This is a genomic window from Frondihabitans sp. GW821-FHT04F02, from assembly GCF_059420045.1.
Window position 1 is genome coordinate 528,430 of the sequence record NZ_JBWKSZ010000002.1, and the last position, 15,352, is coordinate 543,781.

The 15,352-nt window shown below is 72.1% G+C and carries 14 protein-coding genes; 8 read left to right on the forward strand and 6 right to left on the reverse strand.

The window, feature by feature from the left end; all coding sequences use genetic code 11:
- The first annotated feature begins 2 nt into the window (after positions 1–2).
- The gene (locus AC07TY_RS07585) at positions 3–1,046 is read left to right on the forward strand and encodes a glycosyltransferase (protein ID WP_488624584.1); all 1,044 of its coding nucleotides are present in this window, start codon (positions 3–5) and stop codon (positions 1,044–1,046) included.
- A complete protein-coding gene (locus tag AC07TY_RS07590) occupies positions 1,043–2,458 on the forward strand; it encodes a lipopolysaccharide biosynthesis protein (RefSeq protein WP_233579896.1) in 1,416 nt (471 codons plus the stop codon). Before AC07TY_RS07585 ends, AC07TY_RS07590 begins: the two co-directional genes overlap by 4 nt.
- Here AC07TY_RS07590 and AC07TY_RS07595 read toward each other — a convergent pair.
- Positions 2,430–3,644 carry a putative hexosyltransferase gene (locus AC07TY_RS07595; protein WP_488624583.1) on the reverse strand — a complete coding sequence of 405 codons (1,215 nt, stop codon included), beginning with the start codon at positions 3,642–3,644 and terminating at the stop codon, positions 2,430–2,432. The two genes, AC07TY_RS07590 and AC07TY_RS07595, sit on opposite strands and share 29 nt — an antisense overlap.
- 47 nt (positions 3,645–3,691) lie before the next feature.
- Here AC07TY_RS07595 and AC07TY_RS07600 point away from each other — a divergent pair, with 47 nt between their 5' ends.
- Positions 3,692–4,672 (forward strand): glycosyltransferase family 2 protein, encoded by a 981-nt coding sequence (locus AC07TY_RS07600; RefSeq protein WP_488624582.1) that lies wholly within the window; start codon positions 3,692–3,694, stop codon positions 4,670–4,672.
- Between the two features lie 35 nt (positions 4,673–4,707).
- On the opposite strand, the gene AC07TY_RS07605 is transcribed toward AC07TY_RS07600, so the two are convergent.
- The 3 genes from AC07TY_RS07605 to AC07TY_RS07615 all read right to left on the reverse strand — a co-directional run bounded on the left by AC07TY_RS07605 (position 4,708) and on the right by AC07TY_RS07615 (position 7,625).
- Complete coding sequence (locus AC07TY_RS07605) at positions 4,708–6,195, reverse strand: tyrosine-protein kinase domain-containing protein (RefSeq protein ID WP_488624581.1); 1,488 nt, start codon at positions 6,193–6,195, stop codon at positions 4,708–4,710.
- A 156-nt stretch (positions 6,196–6,351) separates the two neighbouring features.
- Positions 6,352–7,128 (reverse strand): putative protein N(5)-glutamine methyltransferase, encoded by a 777-nt coding sequence (locus AC07TY_RS07610; protein WP_494784902.1) that lies wholly within the window; start codon positions 7,126–7,128, stop codon positions 6,352–6,354.
- 20 nt (positions 7,129–7,148) lie between these two features.
- Entirely contained in the window at positions 7,149–7,625 is a 477-nt protein-coding gene (locus tag AC07TY_RS07615; protein ID WP_123505335.1) for a VOC family protein, read from the reverse strand.
- Positions 7,626–7,750: 125 nt separating this feature from the next.
- Here AC07TY_RS07615 and AC07TY_RS07620 point away from each other — a divergent pair, with 125 nt between their 5' ends.
- The 5 genes from AC07TY_RS07620 (at position 7,751) to AC07TY_RS07640 (ending at position 13,781) form a co-directional block, all read left to right on the forward strand.
- Positions 7,751–8,749: a LacI family DNA-binding transcriptional regulator gene (locus tag AC07TY_RS07620; RefSeq protein ID WP_488624579.1), complete on the forward strand. Its 999-nt coding sequence runs from the start codon at positions 7,751–7,753 to the stop codon at positions 8,747–8,749.
- 109 nt (positions 8,750–8,858) lie between these two features.
- A complete protein-coding gene (locus AC07TY_RS07625; RefSeq protein ID WP_494784903.1) occupies positions 8,859–10,472 on the forward strand; it encodes a xylulokinase in 1,614 nt (537 codons plus the stop codon).
- Positions 10,469–11,176 (forward strand): L-ribulose-5-phosphate 4-epimerase, encoded by a 708-nt coding sequence (locus AC07TY_RS07630; protein ID WP_123505333.1) that lies wholly within the window; start codon positions 10,469–10,471, stop codon positions 11,174–11,176. Before AC07TY_RS07625 ends, AC07TY_RS07630 begins: the two co-directional genes overlap by 4 nt.
- Positions 11,173–12,687, forward strand: a complete 1,515-nt coding sequence (gene araA / locus AC07TY_RS07635; RefSeq protein ID WP_488624577.1) for an L-arabinose isomerase — start codon at positions 11,173–11,175, stop codon at positions 12,685–12,687. The genes AC07TY_RS07630 and araA overlap by 4 nt, the downstream gene beginning before the upstream one ends.
- Before the next feature lie 146 nt (positions 12,688–12,833).
- Entirely contained in the window at positions 12,834–13,781 is a 948-nt protein-coding gene (locus AC07TY_RS07640) for a type IV toxin-antitoxin system AbiEi family antitoxin (RefSeq protein WP_494784904.1), read from the forward strand.
- 96 nt (positions 13,782–13,877) lie between these two features.
- On the opposite strand, the gene AC07TY_RS07645 is transcribed toward AC07TY_RS07640, so the two are convergent.
- A complete protein-coding gene (locus AC07TY_RS07645) occupies positions 13,878–14,159 on the reverse strand; it encodes a hypothetical protein (protein ID WP_123505330.1) in 282 nt (93 codons plus the stop codon).
- On the reverse strand, positions 14,159–15,307 hold the full coding sequence (locus AC07TY_RS07650) for an inorganic phosphate transporter (protein WP_494784905.1): 1,149 nt from the start codon (positions 15,305–15,307) through the stop codon (positions 14,159–14,161). The genes AC07TY_RS07645 and AC07TY_RS07650 overlap by 1 nt, the downstream gene beginning before the upstream one ends.
- Positions 15,308–15,352: the final 45 nt, after the last annotated feature.

Genomic DNA, 15,352 nt, shown 5'->3' on the forward strand with positions numbered 1-15,352 from the left:
CAGTGAACAGCAGCAGCACTCGGGGGCGGGCGGGAGGACTGACCGTACAGCAGTCCTTCCCCCGGCCCCGGCCCACCACCAACCCGTACCTCCGGCAGCTGGCCGACGCCATCGGCAGCCAGCCGGGGGTGCGGGTCCTCCCGTTCTCGTGGCGGTCCGCCCTGCTGGGGCGGTACGACGTGTTCCACGTGCACTGGCCCGAGATCCTCGTGACCGGCGCCAGCCCGACGAAGACGCTCGTGCGCCAGCTGCTCACGCTGCTCCTGGTGGCCCGGCTGGCGGTCCTCCGCCGGCCGATCGTGCGGACTCTGCACAATCTGACGCCGTGGGAGGGCCTCGACGGCCGGCGCGCAGCGCTGGTGCGGCTGATCGAGCGCCGCACGGCGCTCGTGGTGCTGCTGAACGACCTGACGCCCGTTCCTCGGCGCACCCTCTCGGCGCTCGTGCCGCACGGCCACTACCGCGACTGGTACGACACGTCGGCGGCGCCCGGCGAGGGAGAGCCCGGCCGCGCCGCGTTCGTCGGCCTGATCCGTCCGTACAAGGGCGTCGAGAGCCTCGTCGAGGTGTTCCGCTCGGTGCCCGGCGAGGTGTCGCTCGCCGTGGCCGGGAAGCCGGCGAGCCCTGAGCTCGCTTCGAGACTGCAGGAACTCGCCTCCGGAGACCCGCGTGTCGAGCTCGACCTGCGCTACCTGGACGACGTCGATCTGGTGGCCGCGGTCCGTCGTGCCCGCCTGGTGGTGCTGCCGCACCGGGGGATGCACAACTCGGGCAGCGCCCTGGCCGCGCTGAGCCTCGATCGGCCGGTGCTCGTTCCGGCGAACGAGGTCAACGAGCGGCTCGCCCGTGAGGTGGGGGAGCAGTGGGTGCGGCAGTACGATGGCGATCTCGACGCGGCGGACATCGCCGCGGCGCTCTCGGCCGCCGAGGGCATCGCCGCCGGGGAGCGGCCCGACCTGTCGAACCGCGAGTGGCCGGCGGCGGGCCGGGCCCACGTCGAGGCCTACCGGACAGCGATCGCACGAGCGAGGGGGAGACGCCAATGAGTCAGGACGCACCCGCGCGCCCGTCGACGACGCCGGCGGCCCCGTCGAAGAAGGGCGGCGGCTCAGGCATGCGCCAGGTCGGGTCGACGGCCGCGATCAAGGTCGTCGTCATGGGCGTCTCGGGGATCCTCGGCATCATCACGAGCCACCTCATCATCGGCCACTTCGGCACCGCCGCCTACGCGCAGTACGGCCTCCTCACCTCCTTCCCGCAGCTGCTGCCGTTCGCCGACCTGGGCATCGCGGCCGTCGTCATCAACTCCGTCGCCGGGTCGGAGAAGCCGAGCACCGACGAGGCTGTGCGCCGGACGCTGATCACGGCGTTCCGCGTGCTGTTCACGGCGGGCGGCGTCATCCTGCTGGCGGCCACCGTGCTGACGGTCTTCGACCTGTGGCCGCGGCTGCTCGGCGACGGACTGCTGCCCGGCGGCGGGCTCACCGCAGGGCTCTGCCTGGCGGTCTTCAGCATCGTGATCCCCATGACCATCGGGCAGCGGATCCTGATCGGACTCCGCAAGACGACCACGCAGGTCGCGAGCCAGACGGTCGTCGCGCCGTTCATGATCCTGGTGATCGGCTCGTTCGTGCTGCTCGCCGTGCCCGCCGGCAACTTCCTCTCGATCGTCTCGTACGTCGCGAACGGCCTGGTCTCGGTCATCTGCCTGGTCATCGCCTGGCGCGTGCTGTCGCCTCAGGTCAAGGAGTCGCTCAAGAACGTCTTCCGCCCGCGCCGGTACCCGAGCGTCAAGATCATGAGCGTCGCGTGGCCGATGATGCTGCAGTCGCTGATCCTGCCGATCGCCATCCAGAGCGACCGGGTGCTGCTGTCGCACCATTCGGGCTCGGAGCAGCTGGCTCAGTACAACCTCGCGGCGCAGCTGTTCGGCATCGTCCTGCAGACGATCAACGCGGCAGGCGTCGCCCTCTGGCCGATCTACACGAGGGCGCGCGCCCAGGGCCGCGTCGAGTCGCCGTACAAGGCGGTCGTCTACTTCCTGATCGGCGGACTCGCCGTCGGCGGTGCGCTCGTCGCGGTGTCGCCGTGGCTGGTGCGCTTCGTCTCGGGTGGCAGGATCGTGCTGCCGACGGCGCTGCTGATCGGGTTCCTCGGCTACATCGCCATCCAGGCGGCGAAGTACCCGCTGACCATGTACATGACCGACAAGCGGGGGATGACCTTCCAGGTGGTGCCCATCCTGATCGGCGTGCCGCTCAACCTGGCGCTGTCGTGGTTCCTGATCACGCCCTTCGGCGCCGCCGGGCCGATCATCGGCTCGCTCATCATGGTGGCGCTGTGCCAGCTGCTGCCGAACCTCTGGTTCGTCGAGCGCGACCTCCGCAGGCGGCGCGCAGAGCTGGCCGCCGCAGCGGAGCAGGCCCCGGTCACGGAGGCGGAGGGGACTTCGCGGTGACGTGCCAGACGAAGAGCGTCCAGACCGACTGGACGACGATCAGCACCACGACGATCGCGACCCGGTAGACGCGCGAGCGCGGCAGTGCCAGTGCTCCGATCAGCGGGAAGACCGGCATCAGCAGGCGGATCGTCGACGACTGCGGGTAGAAGACCGCGAACAGGTACGCCAGGTAGGCGAACGTCCAGAGGCGGAGGTCGACGCCGAGGCGGCGGACGGCCGGGACGAACAGCGCGGCCACGCACGCGAGCATGAAGACGGCGACTGCTACCACGCCGACGACTCCCGCCCGGTGCTCGCCCGCCGCGAACCAGCCGGTGAACGGCAGGAACTCGGTGTGGCCGATCGCGGCGGCACGCCAGGCGAGCTCGGTGTCGGTGTAGGCGCTCGGCACCCCGGTGACCGCGCCCGCGATGACCGGCCAGGCCAGGCCCGCGACGAGGCCGGCCAGCGTGGCGATCGCGGCGGAGACGAACTCCCGGAGCGGGAACGGGTCGTCGCGGCGTCGGTACAGCCGGTAGAGGATGTGCAGGCCGAGGAAGAACGCGAAGGCGATCTCGCCGGGGCGCGTGAAGGCCATCACGACGGCGACCGGCAGCACCAGCCAGTACTGCCTCTTCAGCGCGAACAGCAGGCCCGCGGCGATCAGCAGGGCGCCCAGCGACTCGGCGTAGGCGACCTGGAAGAGCAGCGACACGGGATTGAGCGCGAGCAGCGTCGCCCCGAACAGGGCGGTGCCCGCCGATCCGGTGACGCGGAGCAGGATGCGGTGGAAGACCAGGAGTGTCCCCGCGCCCGCCAGGACGGAGACCGAGACCGCGACCACGTCGAACGGCAGGGTGGTGATGGTCATCAGCGCCTTGATGACGTACGGGTATCCGGGCAGGAACGCCCAGGCGTTGGTGACCGCGTGACCGGCGTCGTCGACCGGGAGCGTCGTCGGGTAGCCGCTCTCGACGATGCGGCGGTACCAGACGCCGTCCCAGATGACGGAGTACTCGAGCAGGCCCGGGCGCGCGCCGGTGAAGGGGTTCGCCCCCTGGCGCAGCGTGCCGACGAGGAGCACGGCCGTCGTCAGCACGCGCGAGAGCGCGTAGACGACGAGGACGCAGAGCCACCAGGGCAGGCGCTGCCAGAGCGGGATCGCGGTCGCGGCCCGCTCGGTCGTCATCGCGGTCGTGCTCATTCGTTCTCCTTCTCGACCCGGGCGCGGGATGCGCCATGATCGTCTGTATGACGAAACCCGCGGCGTCCCAGGACGCCGAGCGCCCCGAATCGCTCACCATCGCCGTTCTGACCTTCCGCCGGCCCGCCGACCTCGACGCCGTCCTGCCCCAGCTCGTCGAGCAGGCGCGCACCACCGCGCCGCTGGGCATCGCATCGCGCGTGCTGGTCGTCGACAACGACCCCGAGGGCTCTGCGCGCGACCAGGTGGCGCGGCTCGCCGCCGACGCGGGCGACGTGACCGTGGCCTACTCGCACGAGGCGGAGCCGGGCATCGCCGCGGCCCGGAACCGGGCGCTCGACGACAGCGGAGACTCCGACCTGCTCGTCTTCATCGACGACGACGAGCGGCCGAGCGCGAGCTGGCTGGTCGACCTCGTGCGACTCATGCTGGCGGAGGGCGTCGCCGCCACGGTCGGCCCCGTGATCTCGGAGTACTCGATCACGCCCGACCCGTGGATCGTCGCCGGCCGCTTCTTCGACCGCCGACGCCTGCCGACCGGCACGGAGGTCGACGTCGCGGCGACGAACAACCTGCTGCTCGACCTGCGCGCGATCCGCGCCCTGCGACTCGGCTTCGACCGCTCGCTCGGCACCATCGGCCGCTCGGACACCGTCTTCACGCGGACGATCGTGCAGAACGGCGGCCGCATGCTCTGGTGCGACGAGGCCGTGGTGACGGACGTGGTGCCGCCGCATCGGCTGACGCGGCAGTGGGTCGTGCAGCGGGCGTTCTCGAGCGGCAACGGCTGGAGCCTCACGTCGCTCCTGCTCACGCGCCACATCGGCTTCGGGGCGCGCCTCGCGCTGCGGGTCCGCCTGACGGCGAAGGGCGTCGTGCGCCTGGCCGGCGGGCTCGCCCGGGTCGCTCTCGGCACCGTCGCCAGGTCTCTCGGCCAGCGCGCGCGCGGCGTGCGCACCATGGCGCGCGGCGCGGGCATGGTCACTGGCGCGTGGGGCCACCGGTACCAGGAGTACCGCCGCAGCTGACCCCGGCGTCGCTGCCTCCGGCGCGGGAGCCACGGTCAGTCGTTCGTCGTGGGCTTCGGTTTCGCCGCAGTGCCCCGAGGGGTGCGGGCGGTCGAGGCCGTGGTCCGCGGGGCAGGCGTTTTCGTCGCGGGGGACTCGACGACCGGCGCCACCGGGGCCTCGGCGGGTGCCGGGGGCGCGGTGGGGGCGGAGGGGGTCTGCCGCGTCGGGGCGTCGACTGGAGCGCGCCCGCCGACCTCCGAGAGGACGACGCCGGTGACGTACGCGTCGACGGCCTCGAGCTGCTCGACGACCTCGGTGAGCTGCTGCCGCCTCGTGCTCCGGGCTGACGCGACCACGAGGGTCGAGTCGACGGCTCGCGAGAGGGTGAGCGCATCGGCGAACTCGAGCGCCGCGGGGGCGTCCACGACGATGAGGTCGTACGCGTCGGCGAGCGTCGCCAGGGTCTCGGCCAGGACCGGGCGGCCGAGGGCGAAGTGCGGGTTCGACTGGACGGCTCCGGCCGGGAGCACGTCGACTCCGTCGCGCCACTCGACGATCGCCTCGGCCGCGGGGACGGCACCCGAGAGGACGTCGGCGAGGCCGCGCGCGTCGGTCGTCGCGGTCAGCTCCGAGATGCGGCGCGTGCGGAGGTCGGCGTCGACGATCAGGACGCGGGCACCTCGCTCGGCCGACGCGAGGGCCACGTTCAGCCCGACCTCGGCGGCGGGGACGCCGGTCGTGACCGGCGCGACCAGGACCGACGTCGCGCCCTCGGGCCCGGCGAACGGGAGGGTGGCGCTGACGCGGCGGTAGTCCTCGGCCAGCGGCGACTGGGCGCCGTCCGCGACGACGATGCCGGGGACGTGGTCGGCCGAGCGGCGGACGGTGCCGATGACGGGCGCGGCCGAGGCGCGCTCGACGTCGACCGTGGTCCGGAGACGGGTGTCGACGACGGCGCGGACGACCGCGACGATGATGCCGAGCAGGAGGCCGATGACCAACCCGGACGCGATGATCAGAGGCCGGTTCGGGCCGCTGGGCGAGGTCGGGGTGTCGGCCGTCGCGATGACGGTCATCGACACCTGCGGGGCGCCCGTGGAGCTGACCGGAGAGAGCTCGATCGTCACGGTGCGCAGCGAGTCGGCGATCGCGTTGGCGATGGCCGCCGCGGAGGTGGCCGACGACTCGGTGACGACCACCTGGACGATGACGGTGTCGAGGGGGTTGGTCGCTGCGACGTGCGTGGCGAGCTTCTCGGCCGTGGTGCTCAGGCCGAGCTCGTCGATCACCGGGTCGAGCACCTTGGGCGACGCCGCCAGCTTGGTGTACGACGCGACGAGGTTCTGGGTGTACTGCGACCCCTGCGAGAGCTGGTCGGTCGTGGCGCCCTGCGGCGTCGACACGAACACCGAGGTCGTCGCCTCGTAGCTGTCGCCGCGGGCGAACGCATAGGCGGCGCCGGCGGCGCCGCCGACGATGACCAGTACGAGAATGAGAGCCCAGCTCTTGAGCAGGGCCTTCCAGTAGTCGTGGGCTTCCATTGCGGTCGCTCCCCCTTCGGTTCTACGGGGCCGGGGCTAGGCGCCGAGCCTTCGGGTGCTCGTGCCATCTCGCCCAGCGGTCTCCCGGAAGTGCAGACCTGCGAATCCGTCTCAGCTTACGGCACCCGAGCGACGCTCAGGAGGGTCGCTCGGGCGTCACGCGGCCCCCGAAGTGGGGTGACGCGAGCCGGTCGCGCACACGGCGTCGAGCTCGTCGTCGCGCACGATCCCGGCCGCGAACCCCGCCGTCGTCAGATGCCCGACGGTCGTCACGGCCTGCCGCTCGCTCGTCTCCACGACCAGCAGTCCGCCGGGTGCGAGCCACTCCGCTGCCTCGCCGGCGATCCGCGCCTGGATCGCGGTGCCGTCCGGCCCGCCGTCGAGCGCGGCGAGAGGCTCGAAGTCGCGCGCCTCGGGCGGCATGAAGGCGACCTCGCCCGACGGCACGTACGGGGCGTTGGCGATGACGACGTCGAAGCGGCCGCGAAGCGAGCCGGGCAGGGGCGCGAACAGGTCGCCGCAGAGCACCCGGTCGGCGGCGCGCAGGTTGGTGCGGGCGCAGTCCGCCGCTCGGGGGTCGACGTCGCTCGCCCACACCTCGGCGTCGGGTCGGGCGGCCTCGACGGCGGCTCCGGCGGCCCCGGTCCCGCAGCAGAGGTCGAGCACGCGCGGCGACGCGGTCGCTTCGACGCGGCGGAGCGCCACCGCGACGAGCAGCTCGGTGCGGCGGCGCGGCACGAAGACGCCGTCGGCCACCATGATCTTCAGGCGCAGGAACTCGGCCCACCCCACGACCACCTCGAGCGGCCGCCCGCTCTCGCGCTGGGCGAGCATCCCCTCGAGCCGCCCGCCGTCTTCGCCCGCCTCGGCCACGAGCAGCGCCGCCTCCTCCTCCGCGAAGACGCAACCGGCCGCCCGCAGGCGCGCCGTCACCGCCGCGAGGCCCGGCGCGGTCAGGCGCCCACCGCGTCCATGGCGCTCTCGAAGTCGGCGATCACGAGCTTCTTCATGCCCATCATCGCCTGCATCGCGGCCTGGGCCCGCGCGGGGTCGGGGTCACCCAGGAAGCCCGGCATCTGCACCGGAACGATCTGCCACGCCATGCCGAAACGGTCGTGCAGCCACCCGCACTGCGACTCCTCGCCGTCCTTCGTCAGGGCGTCCCAGAAGTAGTCGACCTCGGCCTGGTCGGCGCACGAGACCTGGAACGACACCGAGTCCGTGAAGCCGGCGTCGTAGCCGTTGATGAGGGTGAAGGTCAGGCTCCCGATGCGGATCGTCGCCGCGAGCAGGGTGCCCTCGGGGGTGTCGAAGCCCGGTCCCCAGCGGTCGGCCGACAGCACCTCGCTGTCGTCGAAGATCGAGGAGTAGTAGTCGAGCGCCTCTTCGGCGTTGCCGCCGTACAGGAGCGCGGGATTGATCGTCGTCATGGCTGCCTCCCGGCGTCGCTGCGGATTCAGGCCGGCTGCACTGCCGCGCCTGCCGCCCAGGATGGCACGATCCGGGTGCGTCCGCTTCTCCTGATTCCGCACCGCGCGCCCCTAGACTCGGCGGCGTGGCGAACATCTTCGACGTGGCGTCCGAGGCGGGGGTCTCGCACCAGACCGTGTCGCGCGTCGTCAACGGCGACCCGAACGTCCGTCCCGCCACCCGCGCCCGCGTCGACGCCGCCATCCTCAAGCTGAACTACCGGCCGAGCGCCGCGGCCCGCGCCCTCGCGAGCCGCAAGACCCGCGCCCTCGGCCTCATCTCGGCCGGCGGCACCCTGTTCGGCCCCGCCAGCACGATGCAGGGGTTCGACGGCGCCGCTCGCCAGGCGGGCTACCAGGTGTCGATCGCCACGATCCCGCCCGATGACCAGGCCGAGGTCGGTGCGGGGATGCGCGCCGCGATCGATGCCCTGATCGGCCAGAACGTCGAGGCCATCGTGCTCATCGCTCCCGACACCGGCTCGATCGAGGCCATCCGCAAGATCGACCTCCGCGTGCCGCTGGTCACCGCCGATGCGAGCCCGGACGACGGCCTCGTCTCCGTGGCGCTCGACCAGTTCGGCGGGGCGGTCCTCGCCACCGAGCACCTCGCCTCCCTCGGCCACGAGCGCATCGTCCACGTCGGCGGCCCTGTCGCGTGGAACGACGCTCGCGAGCGGGAGCGCGGCTGGCGCGACGCCCTGGTGCGGCTCGGGCTGCCGCAGGCCGACGTCTACCGCGGCGACTGGACGGCCGCGAGCGGCTACGCCATCGGCCGCCGGCTGCCCGACGACGTGTCCGCCGTGTTCTGCGCCAACGACCCGACCGCGCTCGGCGTCCTGCATGCCCTCTCCGAGCGGGGCATGGACGTCCCCGGGAGGGTGAGCGTGGTGGGGTTCGACGACATCCCCGACGCGGCGCACTTCATCCCGCCGCTGACGACGGTCCGGCAGGACTTCACGGCGCTGGGCCGCCGCATCATGCTGACCGTCGAGGGGCTGCTGGCGCCGGGCGACGCCGAGCCGCTGCCGGCGCTCGAGCCGACGCTGGTCGTGCGCGAGTCGACGGGGCCGGCGGCGGGGTGAGCGGGCGGGGCGGGGCAGTTCCTGCGCCACGTGCCGGGGAGCTTCACAAAGTGAGCGCTCACATGGCAGACTGAGGACGCACGCCCACCGAAGACAAGGACGTCTCCACATGACGACACCCCGCGAACTGATCGCCGCCGGCGATGCCACTCTCGGCATCGAGTTCGGCTCCACCCGCATCAAGGCCTGCCTCGTCGGCTCCGACCTGGCCACCCTCGCCACCGGCAGCCACGAGTGGCAGAACGAGTACGTCGACGGCCGCTGGACCTACTCGGTCGACTCCGTCTGGTCGGGCCTCCAGGCCGCGTACGCCGACCTCGTCGCCTCCGTGCGCGAGCAGTACGGCGTCGACCCGCAGAGCTTCGCCGGCATCGGCATCTCGGCGATGATGCACGGCTACGTGGCGCTCGACGACAGGGCCGAGCTGCTCGTGCCGTTCCGCACCTGGCGCAACTCGTCGACCGGCGAGGCCGCGGGCGCCCTGACCGAGGCGCTGGGCTTCAACATCCCGCTCCGCTGGTCGGTCGCGCACCTCTACCAGGCCGTGCTCGACGGCGAGGAGCACGTCGACCGCCTCGCCTCGCTCACCACCCTCGGCGGGCTCGTGCACCGCGCGCTCACCGGCGAGAACGTGCTGGGCGTCGGCGACGCGTCGGGCATGTTCCCCATCGACCCGGCCACGCGCGACTACGACACGGCCCTCCTCGATCGGGCGCAGGAACTCCTCCGGCACCACGCCCCGTCGCTCCACCTCGCCGAGCTCCTCCCCGCCGTGCTCGTCGCCGGGGCCGACGCCGGCTCGCTGACGCCCGCCGGCGCCGCCCTCCTCGACCCGTCCGGCACCCTCCAGGCGGGGTCGCCGTTCTGCCCGCCCGAGGGCGACGCGGGCACCGGGATGGTCGCGACGAACTCCGTCGCGCCCCGCACCGGCAACGTCAGCGTCGGCACCAGCATCTTCGCCATGGTCGTGCTCGACTCGCAGCTGACGAGCGTGCACCCCGAGCTCGACGTCGTCACGACGCCCGCGGGCGACGCCGTCGCGATGGTGCACTGCAACAACGGGGCCAGCGAGATCGCCTCCTGGGCACGCGTGTTCGGCCGTTTCGGCGAGGTCGCGGGCACGACGCTCTCGGCCGACGACGTCTACGCCGCCCTGCTCGACGAGGCGCTGGCCGGCGACGCCGACGCGGGCGGCCTGCTGTCGTACAACTACCTGTCGGGCGAGCCCGTCACCCGCGTCGAGGACGGCCGGCCGCTGCTCGTCCGCACGCCCGAGAGCCGCTTCACCCTCGGCAACTTGATCCGCTCCGAGCTGTACGCGGCCTTCGCGACGCTGAGCATCGGCATGGAGGCGCTCGACGACGAAGACGTCCGCGTCGAGCGGCTGTTCGCCCACGGCGGCCTCTTCCGCACCGCCGGCGCCGCGCAGCAGCTGCTCGCCGCCGCGGTCGGCGTGCCCGTGGCCGTCGAGACCACCGCCAGCGAGGGCGGCGCCTGGGGGATCGCGGTGCTCGCGGCCTACCTGCGCCGCGCCGCCGACACGTCGCTCAGCGACTTCCTCGACGACGAGGTGTTCGCGTCGTCCGACGCCGTGACGGTCGACCCGCAACCGGCCGACGTCGCCGGCTTCGCCGCCTACCTCGACCGCTACCGCGCGGCTCTGCCGCTCCAGCGCGCGGCGGCCGCCGCCACCCCCATCACCTCGAAAGGCACCGCTTCATGACCGATCTCGACGCTGCGATCCAGCGCACCCGTGAGCAGGTCGCCGCCCTGCACTCCGAGCTCACCCGCTACGGCCTCGTCATCTGGACCGGCGGCAACATCTCGGGCCGCGTGCCCGGCGCCGACCTGTTCGTGATCAAGCCCTCGGGCGTCTCGTACGACGAGCTCACCCCCGAGAACCAGATCCTCTGCGACCTCGACGGCACCGTCGTTCCCGGCACCCCGGGCAGCGAGCGCTCGCCGTCGTCCGATACCGCCGCGCACGCCTACGTCTATCGCAACATGCCCGAAGTGGGCGGAGTCGTGCACACGCACTCGACCTACGCGACCGCCTGGGCCGCCCGCGGCGAGGAGATCCCCTGCGTCATCACGGCCATGGCCGACGAGTTCGGCGGGCCCATCCCGATCGGGCCGTTCGCGATCATTGGCGACGAGTCGATCGGCGAGGGCATCGTCGCCACGCTGACCGGTCACCGCTCGCGCGCCGTCCTGATGCAGAACCACGGCGTCTTCACGATCGGCAGAGACGCCAAGGACGCCGTGAAGGCCGCCGTCATGGCGGAGGACGTCGCGCGCACCGTGCACATCTCCCGCCAGCTCGGCGAGGCCATCCCCATCCCCCGGGAGAGCATCGACGCTCTCTTCGACCGCTACCAGAACGTGTACGGGCAGCAGCCCGCCGCGTCGGAAGGAACCACGAAATGACCAAGCTGACCACCTCCCTCGACTCCTACGAGGTCTGGTTCCTCACCGGGTCGCAGGGCCTGTACGGCGAGGAGACCCTCCGCCAGGTCGCCGAGCAGTCGCAGGCGATCGCCGCCGCGCTCGGAGACGCCGGCGTCCCCGTGAAGGTCGTCTGGAAGCCCGTGCTCACCGACTCCGACGCGATCCGGCGCCTCGTGCTCGAGGCGAACGCCCGCGACGAGGTCATCGGCCTCACCGCGTGGATGCACACGTTCAGCCCCGCCAAGATGTGGATCGCCGGCCTCGACGCCCTGCAGAAGCCCCTCCTGCACTTCCACACGCAGGCGAACGTCGAGCTGCCCTGGGGCGACATCGACTTCGACTTCATGAACCTGAACCAGGCCGCCCACGGCGACCGCGAGTTCGGCTACATCCAGACCCGCCTCGGCATCGCGCGCAAGACCGTCGTCGGCCACGTCTCCGACCCGCGCGTCGTCGGCCAGATCTCGACCTGGATGCGCGCCGCCGCCGGCTGGGCCGCGACCCGCTCGATGAAGCTCGCCCGCTTCGGCGACAACATGCGGAACGTCGCCGTCACCGAGGGCGACAAGACCGAGGCGGAGCACGTCTTCGGCGTCTCGGTCAACACGTGGGGCGTCAACGAGCTGGCCGAGCGCGTCGCCGCGGCCGGGTCGGGCGACATCGACTCGCTCGTTCAGGAGTACCTCGACTCGTACGCGGTAGTTCCTGAGCTGCTGCCCGGCGCGGAGCGCCACCAGTCGCTGCGCGACGGCGCCGCGATCGAGCTCGGACTCCGGTCGTTCCTCGAGGAGGGCGGCTTCTCGGCCTTCACCACCAACTTCGAAGACCTCGGCGCGCTCAAGCAGCTCCCCGGGCTCGGCGTGCAGCGCCTCATGGCCGAGGGCTACGGCTTCGGCGGCGAGGGCGACTGGAAGACGGCGGTCCTGATCCGCGCGGCCAACGTGATGGGCTCGGGCCTGCCCGGCGGCGCCTCGCTGATGGAGGACTACACCTACCACCTGGTGCCCGGCGCCGAGAAGATCCTGGGTGCGCACATGCTTGAGGTCGCCCCGTCGCTGACCTCGTCGAAGCCGTCGCTCGAGATCCACCCCCTCGGCATCGGCGACCGCGAAGACCCGGTGCGCCTCGTCTTCACGGCCGACCCCGGCCCGGCCATCGTCGTGGCCCTGTCGGACATGCGCGACCGCTTCCGCCTCGTGGCCAACGTCGTCGACGTCGTCGCTCCGGACGCCGACCTGCCGCACCTGCCCGTCGGCCGCGCCGTGTGGGAGCCCCGCCCGTCGTTCGCCGTGTCGGCCGAGGCCTGGCTCACCGCCGGAGCCGCGCACCACACCGTCATGTCGACCGCCGTCGGCCTCGAGGCGTTCGAGGACTTCGCCCGCATGGCCGGCACCGAGCTCCTGGTCATCGACGAGCACACGACGCTGCGCGACTTCCGTCAGGCGGCCAACTGGAACGCGGCCTACTACCGGCTGGCGCGGGGCCTCTAGCCCTCGCTGCTCGACCGACACGCGACCCTCGACTTCGGGGGTCGCGTGTCGTCAACCGGGTCGCGCCGTGTCTCCCCAGTCGTGCAGTTGTCCACAGACTGCACGGGCGCAGGATCTCCCCGCCGCCGCCGGGCCACCCTGGTCGAGTGCCTCCGCTCCCCGCCCTCCCGCACCTGCTCCGCTCCTCCACCTCCCTCCAGGCCCGACGCCTGGAGCGCGCGGCCGCCGAGGGCCGGCTGATCCGCGTGCATCCGGGCGTCTACGTGCGCGCCGCCGACTGGGCGGGTCTCCTTCCCGAGCAGAAGCACGTGCTGCAGGTGCAGGCCGCCTCGACCTCGCTGCTGTCGAGGCTCGTGTTCTCGCATGAGTCGGCCGCGGCCGTTCACGGTCTGCCCTTCCTCTCGGGCACGCCGAAGCCGGTGCACGTGACCGATCCGGAGCGCGAGCGGGGGCAGCGCTGGGCCGGCGTGGTCAAGCACGCGGGTCCGCTCTCAGACCTCGAGATCGAGGTGGTCGACGGGGTGCAGGTGACCACGCTGGCCCGCACCTGCGTCGACGTCGCGCTGACCTGCCTCTTCGCGGACGGTCTCGCGATGGTCGACGCGGCTCTCGCCGGCGGCATCGTTACCCACGACGACCTGGTGAGACTGCTCGCCGATCGTCCGACGGCCCGTCGCCGCGCCTCCGCCTGCCGCCTCATCGAGTTCGGCTCGCCCAAGGCGGGCTCGGCAGGAGAGTCCCTTGCGCGGCTCCGCCTCTTCGAGCTCGGCGCTCCGCAGCCCTCGTTGCAGGAGCCATTCGACGACGCGGACGGCCTGATCGGCTTCGTCGACCTCTGGTGGGAGGAATTCGGGATAGCCCTCGAGTTCGACGGCGATCACAAGTACACGAACCCGCGGTACGCGAACGGACGGACACCGGCGCAGATCGCCCTCGACGAGCGAAAGCGGGAACGCCGCCTGCTCGCGCACCCTCGCGTGCGCACGGTCGTCCGTTCGGAGTGGCGCGACCTCCTGCAGCCGATCCGGCTGAGGTCGGCCCTTGCAGCGGAGGGCCTCCCGTTCGGTCGGCCGAGGCCCACGATCGCGACATGACACCACCAGGAATCCTGGTGCCATGTCGCGATCGTGGGCGCTGATGTCGGGATCGTGGGCGAAAGGCGGGAGGCGGGCGCAGGTGCCGCGCGGGGGCTAGTGGAACTGCGGGATGATCAGGTACAGCGCGTAGAGCACGGCCAGGCCGCCGACCCCGATGCACGCCCAGCCGCCGGCGGTGCGCGTCGGCGAGCGATCGGTCACGGGCGTGCTGCCCTCGCCGACCGGGAAGCCGTTCGCATCGACGGCGCCGGTCTCGAGCTCGCCGTTCGCCAGCAGGCGCAGGCCCGCCGAGAAGAACAGCACCACGACGGCGGTGGCGGCCAGCGCCACCAGGAAGACGACGACGAACGCGCCCCAGTCGACTCCGAGGAACATCAGCGGACTCCTTCCGTCTCGAGCTCCGGCGCGTCGGCCGACGTGCCGGCGACATCATGCGCCGAGATGGGCTTGCGCTTGGCGAGCACGTAGAACGTCACGCCGGCGCCGAGGGCGAGGACCGCGACGACGACGAGGCCGATGGTGCTGGTCGACGCCACCCATGCGGCGACGCCGCCGACGAGCGCGGCCGCCGGGAGGGTGATGACCCAGCCGGTGGCGATCCTGCCGACGACGCCCCAGTGGACGATGGCGAGGCGCTTGCCGAGGCCGGCGCCGATGACCGAGCCCGACGTGACCTGGGTGGTCGAGAGCGCGAAGCCGAGGTGCGACGAGATCAGGATGGTCGCCGCCGACGCGGTCTCGGCCGCGAAGCCCTGCGGGGACTGCACGTCGGTGATGTTCTTGCCGACGGTCTTCATGATGCGCCAGCCTCCGACGTAGGTGCCGAGTCCGATTGCGAGCCCGCAGGCGAGGATCACCCAGAGCGCCGGGCCCGTTCCTGCGCCCTGGTACCCCGCGGCGATGAGCGTCAGGGTGATCACGCCCATCGTCTTCTGGGCGTCGTTGGTGCCGTGCGCGAGCGAGACGAGGGAGGCGCTCACCGTCTGCGCGTGCCGGAAGCCGCGCTCCGAGCCGCGGGCCCGGGCGTTGCGCGTCATCCGGTAGGCGGCGAAGGTCGCGAGCAGCGCGACCGAGCCGGCCACGAGCGGCGAGGCGAGGGCCGGCACGACGATCTTGGTCAGGACGACGCCGAAGTCGACTGATCCGACGCCGGCGCCGATGACGGCCGCGCCGATCAGGCCGCCGAACAGTGCGTGCGTCGACGACGAGGGGAGGCCGAGGTACCAGGTGGTGAGGTTCCAGAGGACGGCGCCCACGAGGCCGGCGAAGATCATGACCGGGGTGATCTCGATGCCGCCCGGACCCTCTTTGATGATGCCGTTCGAGACGGTCTTGGCCACCTCGGTCGACAGGAACGCGCCGACGAGGTTCAGGACGGCCGAGATGAGCACGGCGGTCCGCGGCTTGAGGGCGCCGGTGGCGACCGAGGTCGCCATGGCGTTCGCGGTGTCGTGGAAGCCGTTCGTGAAGTCGAACACGAGGGCGACGACTATGACGAGTATCACAGTGAAGAGCACGTCCATGGAGAACCCCTTTCGTTGGCGCGACCGTAGGCCCGGATCGTGAAC

Coding starts and splice junctions, on each gene's coding strand:
- AC07TY_RS07630 (WP_123505333.1), top strand. CDS start 10,469: ATGACCGATCTCGACGCTGCGATCCAGCGCACCCGTGAGCAGGTCGCC.
- AC07TY_RS07650 (WP_494784905.1), bottom strand. CDS start 15,307: ATGGACGTGCTCTTCACTGTGATACTCGTCATAGTCGTCGCCCTCGTG.
- araA (WP_488624577.1), top strand. CDS start 11,173: ATGACCAAGCTGACCACCTCCCTCGACTCCTACGAGGTCTGGTTCCTC.
- AC07TY_RS07600 (WP_488624582.1), top strand. CDS start 3,692: ATGACGAAACCCGCGGCGTCCCAGGACGCCGAGCGCCCCGAATCGCTC.
- AC07TY_RS07605 (WP_488624581.1), bottom strand. CDS start 6,195: ATGGAAGCCCACGACTACTGGAAGGCCCTGCTCAAGAGCTGGGCTCTC.
- AC07TY_RS07625 (WP_494784903.1), top strand. CDS start 8,859: ATGACGACACCCCGCGAACTGATCGCCGCCGGCGATGCCACTCTCGGC.
- AC07TY_RS07590 (WP_233579896.1), top strand. CDS start 1,043: ATGAGTCAGGACGCACCCGCGCGCCCGTCGACGACGCCGGCGGCCCCG.
- AC07TY_RS07595 (WP_488624583.1), bottom strand. CDS start 3,644: ATGAGCACGACCGCGATGACGACCGAGCGGGCCGCGACCGCGATCCCG.
- AC07TY_RS07615 (WP_123505335.1), bottom strand. CDS start 7,625: ATGACGACGATCAATCCCGCGCTCCTGTACGGCGGCAACGCCGAAGAG.
- AC07TY_RS07645 (WP_123505330.1), bottom strand. CDS start 14,159: ATGTTCCTCGGAGTCGACTGGGGCGCGTTCGTCGTCGTCTTCCTGGTG.